The organism is Flavobacteriales bacterium, assembly GCA_020435415.1.
Classification (GTDB): Bacteria; Bacteroidota; Bacteroidia; order JACJYZ01; family JACJYZ01; genus JACJYZ01.
Map to the genome: position 1 here is coordinate 9,056 of JAGQZQ010000043.1, position 16,412 is coordinate 25,467.

General features: G+C 49.0%; 13 protein-coding genes. 2 read left to right on the forward strand and 11 right to left on the reverse strand.

All coding sequences use genetic code 11. The annotated features are described in order from the left end of the window. From KDD36_08535 to aroC, 11 genes are all read right to left on the reverse strand, one after another. Positions 1 to 411: tRNA 2-thiouridine(34) synthase MnmA (locus KDD36_08535; GenBank protein MCB0396685.1), on the reverse strand; the 411-nt coding region annotated here is incomplete at its 3' end. Positions 412 to 413: 2 nt separating this feature from the next. Further along, on the reverse strand, positions 414 to 1,454 hold the full coding sequence (locus tag KDD36_08540; protein ID MCB0396686.1) for a toxin-antitoxin system YwqK family antitoxin: 1,041 nt from the start codon (positions 1,452 to 1,454) through the stop codon (positions 414 to 416). 100 nt (positions 1,455 to 1,554) lie between these two features. Continuing rightward, positions 1,555 to 2,694 (reverse strand): glycosyltransferase, encoded by a 1,140-nt coding sequence (locus tag KDD36_08545; protein MCB0396687.1) that lies wholly within the window; start codon positions 2,692 to 2,694, stop codon positions 1,555 to 1,557. A 1-nt stretch (position 2,695) separates the two neighbouring features. Beyond that, a complete protein-coding gene (locus KDD36_08550; GenBank protein ID MCB0396688.1) occupies positions 2,696 to 3,661 on the reverse strand; it encodes a glycosyltransferase family 2 protein in 966 nt (321 codons plus the stop codon). A 5-nt stretch (positions 3,662 to 3,666) separates the two neighbouring features. Next, on the reverse strand, positions 3,667 to 4,200 hold the full coding sequence (locus KDD36_08555) for a DUF4199 domain-containing protein (GenBank protein MCB0396689.1): 534 nt from the start codon (positions 4,198 to 4,200) through the stop codon (positions 3,667 to 3,669). Positions 4,201 to 4,231: 31 nt separating this feature from the next. After that, positions 4,232 to 5,614 carry a histidine--tRNA ligase gene (locus tag KDD36_08560; GenBank protein ID MCB0396690.1) on the reverse strand — a complete coding sequence of 461 codons (1,383 nt, stop codon included), beginning with the start codon at positions 5,612 to 5,614 and terminating at the stop codon, positions 4,232 to 4,234. Next, the gene (locus tag KDD36_08565) at positions 5,611 to 6,423 is read right to left on the reverse strand and encodes a hypothetical protein (protein ID MCB0396691.1); all 813 of its coding nucleotides are present in this window, start codon (positions 6,421 to 6,423) and stop codon (positions 5,611 to 5,613) included. Before KDD36_08565 ends, KDD36_08560 begins: the two co-directional genes overlap by 4 nt. Positions 6,424 to 6,461: 38 nt before the next feature. Next, positions 6,462 to 8,435: a PD40 domain-containing protein gene (locus KDD36_08570; protein ID MCB0396692.1), complete on the reverse strand. Its 1,974-nt coding sequence runs from the start codon at positions 8,433 to 8,435 to the stop codon at positions 6,462 to 6,464. A gap of 46 nt (positions 8,436 to 8,481) precedes the next feature. Next, a complete protein-coding gene (locus KDD36_08575) occupies positions 8,482 to 11,301 on the reverse strand; it encodes an AsmA family protein (GenBank protein MCB0396693.1) in 2,820 nt (939 codons plus the stop codon). Between the two features lie 114 nt (positions 11,302 to 11,415). Then, complete coding sequence (locus tag KDD36_08580; GenBank protein ID MCB0396694.1) at positions 11,416 to 12,702, reverse strand: dicarboxylate/amino acid:cation symporter; 1,287 nt, start codon at positions 12,700 to 12,702, stop codon at positions 11,416 to 11,418. A 4-nt stretch (positions 12,703 to 12,706) separates the two neighbouring features. Continuing rightward, positions 12,707 to 13,783: a chorismate synthase gene (gene aroC / locus KDD36_08585; protein ID MCB0396695.1), complete on the reverse strand. Its 1,077-nt coding sequence runs from the start codon at positions 13,781 to 13,783 to the stop codon at positions 12,707 to 12,709. A gap of 688 nt (positions 13,784 to 14,471) precedes the next feature. Between aroC and ftcD the strand changes: the two genes are divergently transcribed. Further along, positions 14,472 to 15,488 (forward strand): glutamate formimidoyltransferase, encoded by a 1,017-nt coding sequence (gene ftcD, locus KDD36_08590; GenBank protein ID MCB0396696.1) that lies wholly within the window; start codon positions 14,472 to 14,474, stop codon positions 15,486 to 15,488. A 74-nt stretch (positions 15,489 to 15,562) separates the two neighbouring features. Further along, on the forward strand, positions 15,563 to 16,412 hold an 850-nt coding region (locus tag KDD36_08595), incomplete at its 3' end, for a hypothetical protein (GenBank protein MCB0396697.1).

Sequence of the window (16,412 nt, forward strand, 5' to 3'; positions counted from 1 at the left end):
ATTTCGTACCTGCGCATAGTGCCCTGTGGCAATATAATCACAACCCAGCTGGTCAGCTCTTTTCAACAGGGCTTCCCATTTGATATGCGTATTACACAAAACACATGGGTTGGGTGTGCGACCGGCAATGTACTCTTCCACAAAATTATCGATGACCTGGTCGCCGAACTCATCACGGATATCGAGGATAAAATGCGGAAAGCCCTGCTCCACCGCCAGAATACGGGCATCATTGATGGAATCCAGACTACAACAACCGGTTTCCTTGCGTGATCCGCCAGCCGAGGCATAGTCCCATGTTTTCATGGTGATCCCGATCACCTCATATCCTTCATCATGCAACATCAGCGCCGCCATCGAACTGTCGATGCCACCACTCATGGCTACCAGTACCTTTCCTTTTGAACTCATTGTTATTGTTTTTCCCCTCCCACGTATTTTTCTACCTTATCTACAGACCCATCCGGTTTGTAGTAGGTTACCTCTCCTTCAAGTTTACCTTCAACATAGTTAGCCTTCATCTTCAACTGCTGGCCTTTCAGTTCTTCCACCCGCTCCACTTCTCCATCCTTGTTGGTGGTCTCATTCACGACCCATTCACCTACCTTGTAGTACACCAGGTAATCGCCATCCAGTTTGCCATTGCGATAGTTTTCCACTTTGCTGGGGATTCGACCGGGATAGTGTTCGGTAAATGTGCCATTAACCTTTACAGAACTGACCACATCCCCGTCCTTATGTCCTATGATGCTTGCCAGACGACCGTCTTCAAGAAAATACTTCCAGGTTCCCTGTTTCATGCCCGCCACATACTGCCCCTTCATCTGCACCCCTCCTTCAGGGTAGTAAAACGTGATATCTCCCTCCAGGTGACCTTTCTCATAATTGGCTTTTAATTTCAGCTTGCCACTCTCAAACTGTTGTATCCATGGTCCTTGCTTTACCCCATCCACCCACGTAAGTTGATTCACCGTGGCGCCCGTGGATGGATAGTATTCCTCAAAACTACCGTGGCTCACTCCCTGTTTAAACCCTTCATGAGATGTTTTCTTTCCGGCCTCGTTGTAGTATGTCCATTCACCATCCTTCACTTTTCCGATGTACCCACCAGTTGCCATCAGTTGCCCATTGGGATGGTACAACTTAGCCTGAATGGTATAGCCATCAGCCGCGTAGTCCATTTCCGCCTGTAGCTTTCCGTCCGGAGTGTACCGCTTCAACAGGCCGATAGGCAGGTCATTTTTGAAGTAGCCATCGTACATGACCTGTTTCTCATGTTCCGGAAAATACTTGATCCAATGCCCCTGTTTCCTGCCCTGGTCATCGGTCTGATTCAGTGAATCAGCCGGTTCCTGAGCCCTAAGCGGTGTCACTCCACCTATCATGATCATTACAACCGATAGCACAACGATGCGATGGCTGACCTTAAAACGATATTCAGAAAGTTTTCTCATAAGTATGCATGCATTCATATCATCAGAACGTTTTCAGCCCCGACTGAATTCTGCACTGGCATTCATTCTGCGAAGATAGGGACTTTCAACGAGCGTACCCTTATAACCCGGAAACGAGGTCTTCGATACATTCCACCAGGGAATGCCATGAAAATCGTTGTTTCTCGGTTTTGGTAGCCGTTGCAAATGCCGGGCCAAGATCCTCATCAAAGAAACGCTCCAGGTCGTCTGCAATACTTCGGGCGTTGACCTGGCTCACAAAACCGACCTTGCCATGGGGCACCACTTCCTCCAGGCCACCCACAGCGGTAACCAGCATAGGCCGTTCGAAATGATAGGCGATCTGGGTGATGCCGCTCTGGCTTGCGGTCCGGTATGGCTGAGCCACGATGTCAGCCACACTGAAGTAATACCGGACATCATCCCTGGGAATAAACCGGTCATGAATGATCATGCGATCCTCCATTTTGTGTTTAGTCACAATATCATGATAAGGTTCGGCTGGCTCATAGAACTCACCTGCAATGATCAGTTTCACTCCTCTGGCTTTGAGCCGTTCATCTCCCATCGCCTCCAGCAGCAGGTCCAGTCCTTTGTATTGCCTGATAAAGCCGAAGAAGAGCACATACTTCCCATCTTCCAGGCCGAGGTACTTCAGTGCGGTTTGACGGTCTACCCTTTCTCCGAACACATCATAAATCGGGTGTGGATGGAAACGCACTTTGGCATCGGGTAGAAATTGCTGCAGCTCTGCCATAACCTGCCTGGAGAGGGTGATAAAACCATGACAACCTCCGAGGAACCATCGTGTAAAGGCCTTGTCACCGGGCCGTGGTTCGTGCGGTATCACATTATCGGTAAGACCGACAATACGGGTTTTTCTGCCTCTTTTAATCAAACGGGCAATGGTACCAAGGCAGGGGCCCATGAATGGCAGCCAGTAGCGTATGATCACCAAGTCGGGGTTTTGCTTTCTGATGAAACGGGCGGCCTTCCACCAACTGATGGGATTGATGGAGCTGATGAGTGAATGAATGCTCAGATCGGGAGGAGGGCTATCCGGACTTACCTGTGTTTTCCCGGGAAAAAGGAAGGCGGGATATTGCATGTAGAAAGAAACCAGCTTACAATTGTAACCGGCCTTTATCAATGCCCTGGCCAATGCTTCGTTGAAGTCGGCGATGCCTCCCCTCAGGGGAAATGCCGGTCCAACAATCACACAGGTTGGGTGCTCTGGCATATTAAAGGTTTGAAGTCGCTGGCTGACCTGAATCCGGAGTCGTTTCGGAAACAAGGTAGGTATTCCTGTCGGGTGCATTCCGGGAAACCATCTCCGCCAGGAAACCGGTCATGAACATTTGCGTTCCGATGATCATGGCCAGCAATCCGAGATAGAACAGTGGCCGTTCAGTCATCTTGTATTCCATGTAAACCAGTTTGGAAATACTCAGATAGAGGGCAATGCAAAAGCCAAGGATAAAGCTGAGCGTCCCCAGGGTACCGAAGAGGTGCATCGGTTTTTTCCCAAAGCGGGTGACAAAAGATATGGAAAGCAGGTCCAGGAAACCGTTCACGAAACGTTCCCATCCGAATTTGCTTACGCCATACTTTCTGGCCTGATGTTGTACTACCTTCTCGCCGATCTTCTTAAACCCGGCCCATTTGGCGATCAGAGGGATATAGCGGTGCATCTCCCCATATACTTCGATGGCCTTGATGGTTTCCGCCCGGTAAGCTTTCAGACCGCAGTTGAAGTCATGTAACGGGATGCCCGACACCCATCGGGTGACCGCATTGAAAAACTTGCTGGGGATGGTCTTCATTAAAGGATCATGCCGCTTCTGCTTCCACCCTGAAACAAGGTCATAACCCTGTTCGGCGATCATTTTGTAGAGTTCCGGAATTTCATCGGGGCTGTCCTGCAGATCGGCATCCATGGTGATCACCACCTTTCCGGTGGCTGCTTCAAAGCCGCAGCTCAGTCCGGCCGACTTACCATAATTTCTACGGAACCTGATACCCCTGACGCCAGGATATTGGGCATTCAGTTTTTCAATACACTTCCAGGAGCCATCGGTACTGCCGTCGTCTATGAGGATCGCTTCATAGGTAATGTGGTTTTCACGGCATACCCTATCTATCCAGGATACCAGTTCAGGAAGGGATTCTTCCTCGTTCAGCAGGGGTATGACGATGGACAGATCCATGCAAGCTATGCCATTGGCATTTGATCACTCTTCTTTTGAAGGAAGATGGAAATGATCAGTGAAAATAACAATCCCATAAAAGCAGATCCGATAACACCAGCAACGAAGAAAACAACCGGTGACATAAACATCTCTGCGGCTTTCATAGCCTGAGCCAACTCCTCGTCGGTCATTGATGGGTTACGCTCAAGCGCTTGACTTTCCGCCTGTTGTTTAAAAAAGTCCATCAGTTCCGGATCTATCACGGTAAGCATCAAAAACATAAATAAAGAGCCTATCAAGCCACCAATAACAGATACCAGTACCCCTGTACCAAGTGAATGCCCATAAGAAATATAGCCATTCAGATGTTGGTCTCTATAGTTCTTGATGGCGATGACGATCATACCAATCATTAGGATATAACCAACCCACCCGGTTCCTTTCGCCCCAAACAATCCTAGCATATAAAATATCAGAGAGGAAGCTACTGAGATAAGACCAAAAATTCCGCCATAGAAAAGCGCAATTCTCATTTGACTCATTGGTTTTTCAGTCATGGTTTCACGGTTTTTTCAAAGATATAAAAATTCAATCCGCAGTCATGGCCTGGCCTTTTAGCCTTTGTGTCAACTCTTCCGGTGTTACTTTTTCCTGTTCCCCGCTTATCATATTCTTCAATGTGAATACACCACTTTTCAGTTCATCGCTACCGGCCAGCGCCACCCAGGGGATCGACCGGGTGTTGGCAAATGCCATTTGCTTCTTTACCTTGGCTTCATCAGGATACACTTCGCAGGGTATACCTTCCTTTCTGAGTAAATGTGCTGCTTTCTGGCACCAGGCTGCTTCTTCCTTTCCGAAGTTCAGGAACATGACCAGACTGGTTTGTCCTGACGTTTCGGGGAAAAGCTCCAATGCCTGCATGACATCATAGATGCGATCGGCACCGAATGATATTCCAACACCGGACATACCCGGCAAACCGAAAATACCCGTGAGGTCGTCATACCGGCCACCACCGATGATACTTCCGATGCCACTTTCCGGCACACCCACTTCCAGGATAGCACCTGTATAATAATGCAGTCCGCGTGCCAGCGAAGGCTCAAACAGGATATTTGATGGGTCAATGAACGGAGTTACCCCTTCCCACACTTCGGTCAATTCTTCCAGGCCCTTCTCTCCTTCCGCAATACCAGACAACCGTGCACGCAGGGTATTGATCCGATCCATGGCATCCCCCTCCAATTCAAGAAGCGGCCGCAGGGTTTCGAGTGATGATTCGGAAAATCCCTTTTCCGTGAGTTCGTTTTCTACCGCTTCCAGCCCGATCTTATCCAACTTATCCATGGCCACCGTCAGGTCGGTGATGTGTTCCGGCATCTCCACCAGCTGCGCGATACCAGCCAGAATCTTCCGGTTGTTGATCTTCAGTTTCCAGCCTTTGATCCCGAGCCGGTCCAACACCTCCACGATCACCTGCACAAGCTCCACCTCATTCAACAGGGATGCGCTTCCGATGATATCCGCATCACACTGATAAAACTCGCGGTACCTGCCTTTTTGCGGCCTGTCGGCTCTCCACACAGGCTGAATCTGATACCGGCGAAACGGAAAGGCGATATCATTCTGGTGTTGCACCACGTATCGGGCAAAGGGGACGGTGAGGTCATACCGCAGGGCCTTCTCCGAAATTTTAGGGGTTAACTCCCTGGATGTGGTGATTGCCATTTCGCTGCGATCCACAGAAGACAGATAGTCGCCGGAGTTAAGCACTTTGAAAATAAGGCGGTCGCCCTCTTCACCGTACTTACCCATCAGGGTGGACGTATTTTCCATCGCCGGGGTCTCTATGCAAAGAAAGCCGTGAAGATGAAACACATCACGGATGGTTTGGAAGATATGATTCCTCCTGGCCATTTCCACCGGTGAAAAATCCCGGGTGCCTTTTGGGATTCCGGGTTTACTCATTGCAATATTGTATTAGTGGTTAGCAAATCAGCAACAGAAGCGGTATCGTTGTACACTTGCGGTGGCAGCGCGTCAAACACAGCTATCGGATTCAGATTGCGATCGCCACGTGTCGAAGAAAGGAGGATGCCACCATATTTCTTATAGTCCGACCAGATATCGGAAATGCTGGGTTCTGGCATGGTGGTGTTTGCAAAATAATCCCATTGGATCAAGCGATTGTTTTCGGTATCCACATACACGATATACTTGTTCTCAGGTGTATAACCTACTTCATTAAAGAAAGTGAGCTGCAACGTTTCCGCAATCCTTCCGTCCTGCGTGGTATCCTGGCCTTTGTATTCCAGCCTCACACCGGGATCAAGCAACTTGAATGGCATCACCAGCCAGTAGCTGTCGTTTACCCAGCGTTTTCTTCCGAGATCCAGGATCTGTGCCAGTGTATCTGCATTGGTCACTTCCTGGTGATGAATAAAGGCACGACCTTTTTCGGTGTTCACATTCATCAATACCAACAGATCTTCCCTGGGGTAGGCCATCCGCAAGTCGCCGGTATACTTATCCCAGAACCAGTTCCGGCTTCCGAAGAAGCTCCATGAGATGTGTCTCGTTTTATGCCAGGCATCCCACCCGCCACAAGCTTGTACCACCTGTTCTGCGATTTCCCTCGCCCTGGGGTCAGCATCTGCGGTTGGTCCGTTTAGGGTGTCCTGTTCTGATGTCCTCTCCACAGGTTGTTCGCCTTGTCCACATGCGCATGCGAACAGCAACAGCGACATCATGAATCCGTGTGAGATAAGATTTTTCATTCGGGCCGCAAGATAGGAAATCAGGGGCGAAGTCCTGACTATTTTCCGACAATCACGAACTCTGTCCGACGGTTCCGCCCCCTGCCCTCTTCGGTCTTGTTACTTGCAACGGGCTTGTCCTGACCGAAGCCTTTGTAGGATAGCCGGTCCGGATCCACACCTTCGATGATGAGGTATTGGTATACCGACTTGGCCCGGTTGGTGGAAAGTTCTTTGTTTGACACAGGATCTCCCTGGTTATCGGTATGGCCATGTATGGCCACCTTCAGCCGCGGATTATCCGTCAGGTAGCCGATAAACTCATCGATCATAGACATGGCCTCCGCGGTGAGTTCGAATGAATTCGTTGCATATACGATATCATTCAGACGATAGGCTTCACCTACCTTCACCTCCTGCATCTCAAAATTGATGGTCACCGGTTTGATGGGTTCGGGTTTCTTTGTTTCCAGGTACACAGCATTGAAAGCCTTGTCTTTTTGCTTCACAGACAACACATAATCCTCTCCTTCATCCACCGTCACAGCCGCTACATATTCCCCGGTTTCCTTATTCACCTTTACCTCTGTCACATCTTTCGACTTCATGCTCTTCAGTTCAACCCTGGCATCTTTCACCGGCTCACCGGCTTCATCTTTCAATTCCCCTTTCACAAACAATACCTTTTCGGGCTGTGCTTCTTTATAGAGCGGAAACCCATAGATGTCGTACCCCCCCTTGCCTTCTTTGATGGTATTGGAAGCGAAGTAAGCCGTTTGACCATCGGTGCTGACAAAAAAACCGAGGTCATCCTTATCGGTGTTGATAGGGTAACCGATGTTTTTGGGCACGGACCACTTGCCGGTGTTCTTATCCATCCGGGTGAGAAAAATATCAAAGCCACCGAGTCCCACGTGGCCATCGGAAGAAAAGTAGAGCGTTTGGCTGTCGGTGTGAATGAATGGAGATTTTTCATTGCCAGGTGTATTGATAGGGGCTCCCATATTTACCGGTTCATTCCAGGTACCGTTGGCGTTACGGGTGCACATGTATATATCCGCACCACCCATGCCACCGGCACGCAAGCTTGAAAAGTACAGGGTTTGCCCATCGGATGAGATGGAAGGCTGCGAATCCCATTGTACAGGATCATTGATATGTTCTCCCATATTCCTGATAGGCCCCCAGGCACCGTTACTGAATAAGGTATAGTAAATATCACAGTTCCGGTTCCCATCGCAAACGGTAAAATACAATTCACGATTATCGATGGAAACGGTGGGGCCACCTTCGTTGTAGTTTGTGTTGAAGGGCGGTGTGAGTGGTTCACCCTTTTCAAATTTTCCATTGACCCTATAGCTTCTGGAGAAGCGTTCCACCCGGTCCGCACCGGCTACCTCCCATGCGCGGTCAATGGGAAGCCCCATGGTTTTCCTGTCGAAAGCCCTGGTAAAATACATGGATCCGTCATCGGGAGAGATGGCTGCAAGGTACTCGTCCATCTCGGTGCAGATATCCTCAATGGCCTTCGGTTCGAATGGCACAGGGTTTTTAAACACACCATCATAAAACCTTGCATTTTCAAGCAGTTTGGTTGCATGCCTTTTATCCTGTTCATTCCGGATGGCCTGAGGATACTTAAAAAACTCTTCCATCAGCTTGGTGGCCTTGTCGTAGCGCTCCAGGGTATAGGCAACTTCACCCATGCGATAGAATGCGTAAGGATCGCGGGACGGGCAACTTTCAACAGCCTTCTGGAAGTACTTGTAACAGGTCTTCCGGTCACCCTCCTTGTATAACTCTTCTCCTATAAATAATTGAAGCTCGGTAAACCCGGGTTCTTTTTCAGCGAGGGCCTGAAGGTCGGCCATGGCATTTTTACGGTCATACTTCCAACGTCCCACAGCTTCATCAAAGACAGACTGTGCCTTTTTAGATGCTTTGGGGCAATCCTGCGCCCAACCGAATACAGGCAACAGGCACAGCATCCAACACAAGGAGCTTTTCCATTGTATATCCTTCAGAATTTTCACCACCATGTTATGACAACGCCAACCGGAGTCAATACGTATCCCCAGCCTATTTATTCAGGAGATCCGCTGCTTTCTGTTTCGCTGTACTTTCGAGGGCATCCGCCTTCTTATTGGCTTCATCCTCCACTCCTTTTGCTTTGGCCTCTCCTTCCTTTCTGACCTTATCAGCAGCCACCTGTGCTGCCTTTTTCTTTATCGGATTTCCTTTGCCTTCATCTTCTATTTTCTGGGCGTTCTTATTCGCTTCATCACGAATCTTTTGCGCTGCAGACTTACCTTCTTCACGAATACGCCTCGCCTGTGCTTCGGCATCCGCAATAATCTTATCCGCTTCGGCCTGTAGTTTCTCACGGCCCTGATCTTTCACCTCATTGATCTTCTCTTTGACCTTTTCCTTCACCTGATCTTTCACTTCATTGGCCACACCTGCCACGGAGGGTGTGATGGTCGGATTGGTAACCGTACCACCGATCTTCACATCCACAGGAATGGTCTTGTTGGGGTCCGTTGACATGCCGATGCCGGACAGCAGTCCGCTCAATGCCTGAGCACCCAGCTCACCTTGTGGAATCTGGAGGTTCAGGTTATAATCGATGGTTTGATCAAATCCGTTGGAGCCTTGCAACGTTCCCTTGGTCTTACCCATGGCAAGATTAACGGGATCGACATGTACACGACCTTCTGAGAACCTGAAATTGAAGTTCATATTATTAAACTCCCACTTCTTCAGTTTCGGATTTTTCAGCACATCACCGACTTTCTCCAGCGGGGCAAAACCTTCTACCTTCATGCTGTGTGTTTTCAACTGTCCGGATCCCGCAAGGGTATTCATCACGGGTTCCATCTTTTCATCCAGCTTGGTGGTGAACTGCATTTTGGTAGAGTAGTTTCCTTTGCAGGATTTGGCGATGGGCGCCATCTCAGCCACCGTATTGAAGGTTGTCACCGTTTGTTCCACATCAAAGTTGGCAATGTCCAGGTCGAAGTCTACATCCGGTGCCTTCACATCTTTGGTACCGTATGTACCGTTTACGGTCATGGCACCGCCGAGTGTATTCATTTTAAAGTTCTCCAGTTTGATGGTCCGGTCGCGGATCACCAGTGCGCCGCCGACCTGCTTCATACTCATATTATCATAAATCAATTCACCGAAAGACGCGGAAGCCACGAAATCAATAAACGGCGGCACCTCAATGACGGACAGGGCTTCTTCTTCAGCGGGTGCCTGTGCTGTTTCTGCCGACTGCGAAGGAGATGCAGCAGCGGTCTCGGCTTCATCTTCGGTCATGAACTCGTTCAGGTCAAAAGCAGTGGAGGTCATCTTGAAATTACCGGATAACGTAGCGCTGTCCTGCATGGCATATGCGAGGTAGTTGCTCACCTTTCCGCTGGCCTGCAGGTCGCTCTTACCCACCATGCCATTAAAGCTGGCAAGCTCCATATATTGCGGACTGAAATTGAATTGCATGTTGATGATCTTCATGCCTTGCGGAAAGTCCTTGGTTTTGTAAAGGAGGTTCCGGATACCGAGTCCACCCTGGGCTTTGAAATCTTCATACCGTCCCTGGTCTATGGAAGACTGGTGGCCTTTCAATGCGAGATCGGCGGTGATGATGCCAGTCAGGACATCATCCTTCTCTCTTGGGATCACATCTCCTAATTTACCCAGGTTGATCACACCCTTCATCACGCTGGCGATCTGCGGATCAGATACCGGCGTAGCAAGTTTCATTGTCATATCAAACGGATTGCCGGCCATCTCCACATGGAATTTACGCACATCGATCACTGTTCCGTCGGGATCGCCGGTGGGGCTGTCAATGTTCACATCCACCTGAATATTCTCCATCGCTCCGGGGAGATCAGGGTATTTGAACATGGCATCCTCGATCACAATGGTTGTACCGAATCCGGGCATGGTATTGTCGTTGTACAAGCCTTTGACATAACCGTCAAGAGCAAGTTTTCCGGAGGTTTTAACTGATGCGAAGTCGTTTGAATAAACGGCAGGAACCATCGACAGGAAGTTTTTGAACTCATTCTTTTGCGCGGCAAAGGTCAGGTCCATATCATAACCATTGTCCGGCATCGCAAATTTGCCGTTCAGTCCGAGCACCAGTTCATTCACTTTGATCTCGTTGTCCTTGAAGGTGAATTCAAACTTATCCATATCAGCATCAAGCGCAGCTTTCAGGGCCACAGTTGCTTTTGACATATAGTCCACACCTTCATACCTCATATCCATCGCCTTGATGGTTCCTTCGGATTCCACGGAGGTAAAGCTGGCGGTAAAATCACCGCTGAGGCTATAATCCAGGTCATCAATGACCATGGTAAACGACAGACTTTTATCATCAAAGATCATATAACCGTCCGTGATCAACAGTGAGCGCAGCGCGGCTTTGAATGGTGCAGATTCCTCTTCTGCTTCCGCCGGGGCAGCGGCTTGTCCGGTTCCCGTTTCACCAGATTTGGCAATATCCCAGTTGGCCTTCCCATTCTCCAGTACTTTAAATGCCATGCGTGGCTTATCCAGGCGAACCGTTTTGATTTCCATTTCACTGCCGCTAATGACACTCATAAGGTCCACGGTAAGGGCCATCTGCTTCATGCTCACCAGCGTATCCCCATCAAACTCACCGACGTTGGCGATGGAAAGGTCATTGATCTCTACACTGAAGTCGGGGAAACTGCGGATCAAAGACAAGTCGAAATCCCCGAACTCCAGTTTGGCATTGAGGTTCTCATTGGCTGCATCCTTCACCATCTGCACGATCTTATCCTTGAATACAATGGGAAGAATGATGACTGAACCCAGCACCAACACGATGAGAATGCCAAGAATGATTAAAATCTTTTTGATCATGACCTGATGATTTAACTATTTGATTTCCTTATGAGGGTGAATTTCCTTTAAAAAAGGGAAAGTCCGCCATGCCATCCAAAGTTAGTAAAACTTGGATTTGTATAAATACATGGATCAATCGTCTTCGGTAACGGGTTGAAGTTTACCTTCAGTAGAGGCGATCACCGTGGCGACTGTCGCGTCACCGGTAACATTGACCACCGTGCGGCACATATCGAGCAACCGGTCGACAGCTATCACAAGCGCAATACCCTCAGGTTCCACACCTACCCCACCGAGCACGATGATCAGCATGATCAGCCCGGCGCCGGGTACGGCTGCCGTACCAATGGATGCCAGTGTTGCGGTCATAATAATGGTGAGCTGGTCGGAAAGATGAAGGTCGTATCCGAATGCCTGGGCGATGAAGACCGCCGCCACAGCCTGGTACAGACTGGTACCATCCATGTTGATCGTTGCGCCTACCGGCAATACAAATGAAGACACTTCTTTGGAAACTCCCAGGTGTTCCTCGCAGCGCTCCATGGTTACCGGAAGGGTTGCTGCACTTGAACTCGTTGAAAAAGCCAAAAGCTGGGCGGGCATGATCCCTTTGAAGAATTCTCCGTATTTGACCTTGGTGAACAATTTGAGAATGAGCGGATAAATAAGAAGTACCATCACCGCCAGACCCGCAACAACGGTTAGAGAATATACGCCAAGCGCCTGGAAAAGCTCACCCAGACTATCTGAAAAGTCAACGATCACGCCGGCCATAAGCGCCAACACACCAAAGGGGGCATAAAGCATGATGATATCCACGATCTTAAGGATGATGTCATTCACCCCATCAAAAAAGCCTTTCACATACCGGGTGTTTTCCTCGGGAAGCATGACCATAGCGATACCAAACAGCAAAGAAAAAAAGATGACCTGCAACATTTTCCCGTTGTTGGTGGCAGCATCAATAAAGTTTGACGGAACCATATCAACAAGAAATTGCAGTGGTCCTGCATCCTTCACACCCTGAGCACCTGTTTTTCCGATCTCAACATTGGCGGCATATTGTGCCTGGAGTTCCTGTCTCTTCTCCGGAGAGAATGATTTTCCAGGATTGGTGACATTCACGAAAACCAGCCCCAGGGTAACAGCAATAACAGTCGTAGTAAGATAAATACCGATGGTCCTGGTGCCAATTCTTGAAAGCTTGGTGATATCTGACAAGCTGGAGACACCTTTGACGAGGGATGCAAACACCAGCGGCACAGCAATCAGCTTAAGCAGGTTCATAAAGATCACACCGAAGGGATTGACCCATCGGGTGATAAACTGCTCATGGCCAGCTGTGGCAGCGACAGCGCCCAGTACCACGCCAAGGAACATGCCGGACAGAATCTGCCAGTGCAGTGCCATTTTTCTCATAGCGTCAGATTCTTAAGGTTTGCTGGAGCAACAGATGATCCGCTACCACGAGTCTGGCCATGGCTTCGACGATCGGAACCGCCCTGGGCAACACACAAGGATCATGTCTTCCACGACCTTCCACCTGCACCGCTTCCATCTGCTTGTTCACCGTATCCTGCGGCCTCATCAATGTAGCAACAGGTTTAAAGGCGACCCTGAAATCGATATTCATTCCGTTGCTGATACCGCCCTGTATACCACCTGAATGATTGGTTCGTGTGGATACTTTGCCATCTTTTGCTTCGAAGATATCATTATGATCAGAGCCAAACATCTGCGTTCCCGCAAAGCCGGAGCCATATTCAAAGCCCTTTACAGCGATGGACAACATGGCCTGGCCCAGATCGGCATGCAGTTTATGAAATGCGGGTTCACCAAGTCCAGGCGGGCAACCGGTAATGGACGCTGATACCACGCCGCCTACCGTATCCCCCTTTTTCCGCACCTGTTCAATAAGCGCGATCATCTTTTCCGCCATAGCCGAATCCGGACAGCGTACAATGTTGGCGTCCACTTTTTCACGGGTAATGGGAATTTCCATCTTGCCCATTTCCAGTTCACCAACGGAGGACACCCATGCAGTCACTTCCACACCGTGCATTTCCAACAATTTACCGGCGATACAACCTCCCACCACACGACTTGCGGTTTCTCTTGCAGAAGAACGGCCGCCACCGCGGTGATCCCGGTGGCCATATTTTTCATCATAGGTATAATCGGCATGTGAAGGCCGGTAGACCCCCTTCAGGTGATCATAATCACCCGAACGTTGATTGGAATTACGGATCACAAAACCGATGGGCGCACCTGTGGTCAGTCCATCATAAACACCAGAGAGTATCTCAACGGTATCCGGTTCCTTGCGCTGGGTTGTGATGTGTGATTGCCCGGGACGTCTGCGATCCAGTTCAGCCTGAATATCTCCCACAGTGATAGTCAATCCGGGCGGGCACCCGTCCACCACACCGCCAATGGCCAAGCCATGCGATTCACCAAAAGTTGTCAGTCTGAAAACCTGTCCGAAAGAATTACCTGCCATAGCGGGCAAAGGTAAATAATGATGCGGTGATGTGCTAATGTGGTGATGTGCTAATGCGGTGATGTGCTAATGCGGTGATGTGCTAATGTGGTGATGTGCTAATGCGGTGATGTGCTAATGTGGTGATGTGCTAATGTGGTGATGTGCTAATGTGGTGATGTGCTAATGTGGTGATGTGCTAATGCGGTGATGTGCTAATGCGGTGATGTGCTAATGTGGTGATGTGATGACCTGCCAGCCGACGCTTGGCCATTGCGGGGCAGGCTGGTTTGGTGATATGATGATGTGAGATGTGATGATATAAATTTTGTCTGGTATCTATTTATCTGGTATCTATTTATCTGGTATCTATTTATCTGGCATCTATTATCTAGTGTCTTCTATCTATTGTCTTGCGTCCGGATTGCGACATGCCAACCATTGACTGCAATGCAAAATGGTAAACCATCTTCATTCTTAATTCTTAATATAATAAGGTGTCATCCCTTCGGGATTTACGCATACCGGATGACAATTATCGCTATAATAATTCCATCCCTTCGGGATTACAATACGCCAAACATTGGCCGCAATGCAAAATGGCAAACCATCTTCATTCTAATTTCTTAATTCTTCATTCTTACATCTTAATTCTCATTTCTTATTTCTATTAATTTGCAAAACCGGAACATAGAAGTAAGTTTGCAGCATGAAAGCGGACGGGCAGCTCATCGAGTGTATTCCGAACTTCAGTGAAGGTCGTGACAAAGCGGTGATCAAAGCCATTGTGGATGCCATCAGCTCCGTAGATAACAACAGGATACTTCATGTGGATAGCGGAGAAGCGGCCAACAGGACCGTGGTTACTTTTGCCGGTCCTCCCGATTCCGTTATTGAAGGTGCGTTCCGTGCCATGACTGTGGCAGCGGAGAAAATCGACATGAGTAAGCACAAAGGCAAGCACCCGCGCATAGGCGCGATGGATGTGTGTCCGTTGGTCCCGCTGCAAAACATCAGCATGCAGCAAACGATTCACTACACCCGAATCCTGGGTGAACGCATTGGCAAAGAACTGGACATCCCTGTTTTTCTTTACGAAGAATCTGCCTTGTTACGATCCAGGGCCAATCTGGCAAAGATCAGGGCAGGAGAATATGAAGGGCTTGCGGAGAAGATTGAGCAACCCGGCTGGGCTCCCGACTTCGGCAGACCTTACTTCAACCCCAGGTCAGGCATTGCCATCATCGGCGCAAGACCATTTCTGGTAGCCTATAACATCAACCTGAAAACCAAAGATGCGAACCTTGCCCGCGCCATCGCGGAAGAGATCAGGGAAAGCGGCGCCATCAAAGGTTATGACGCCCTGGGTAATCTGGTGGTACTACCTGGCGAACTAAAAGCCGTCAAAGCCATAGGCTGGTACCTTGAGGATTTCGACATCGCCCAGGTATCCACCAACCTTACCAATGTAGATGTCACCCCGATGCACGTTGTATTTGAAAGGGTAAAAGAAAAGGCAGCAGCACTGGGCACGGAGGTCACCGGCTCTGAACTTGTAGGTCTGATACCTTTAAAATCCCTTGAAGCATCCGCACGTTATTATACCGGAAAAGAGGACACCCTGGACCGTGCTGACCTTGAAGTGGCGGTGAACCAACTGGGGTTATCCGACATCAAGCCTTTCAGCCTGGAGGAACATGTGATCGAATACGTGTTACAATCCTAGTGCTTCCTGCCTTCCGGGACCGGTGAACCTTGACCTCCCTTTACGCGTAAAGAAATATGTTAGGATAAAACACAATGGCAGGCAATTTCATAGCATTCTGGAAAAAGGATATGTGGCGACGCATTATTTATTTTTTCCCCATCCAGTTGCTGATCCTGCTCATCAAGAAAAACCATCTTCTCGTACTCTTCTGGGTGATACTGTTTGGCTTTGTAACCGGCCAGTTCATGCAGCGCTACGGCATCCCATATCTTTTTCTGGATCCGGAGTATATGGGAAAGGTGGATTTCTGGTCTTACCTGTTCATGGGCCTTGCTTCAGGTGGTTTCATCATGGCCTTTCATATTACCAACTATATCGGTAACAGCTTTCGTTTTCCTTTTCTCGCAACCTTATCAAGACCATTCTGGAAGTTCAGCATCAACAATTCCACCATACCACTCATCTTTTGTCTTTACTATTCATGGATGATCGTGGAGTTCCAGGCAGACAGTGAATTTGTCCCGTGGCCTGACATTGTAGTGGATGTAGCCGGATACCTTCTGGGTAATGCGTGCTTCATCGCTATATCATTCCTGTATTTCTTCAGGACCAACAAAGATCTTTATAAGATGTTTGGAATCCGCGTGGACATCGAACAACCCGATGAGATGCAGGTCAAGACGATCGGCTCCACCCGATATGTGATCCAGAAACATGACGAGGCCACCCCGATAAAGAAAAAGAAGTCGGACAAAGAATGGACTGTCGAAACATACATGAGTGCACCATTCAGGGTACGACTTGCACGAAAAAGTCAGCACTACGATAGGGGACTACTGAACAAGGTGTTCCTGCAAAATCACATGAACGCTGCCTTGTATGAGGTTGTGATCATCATCATCCTGATCGTGTTGGGCATGTTCCGTGAGGTCAACTTCTTCA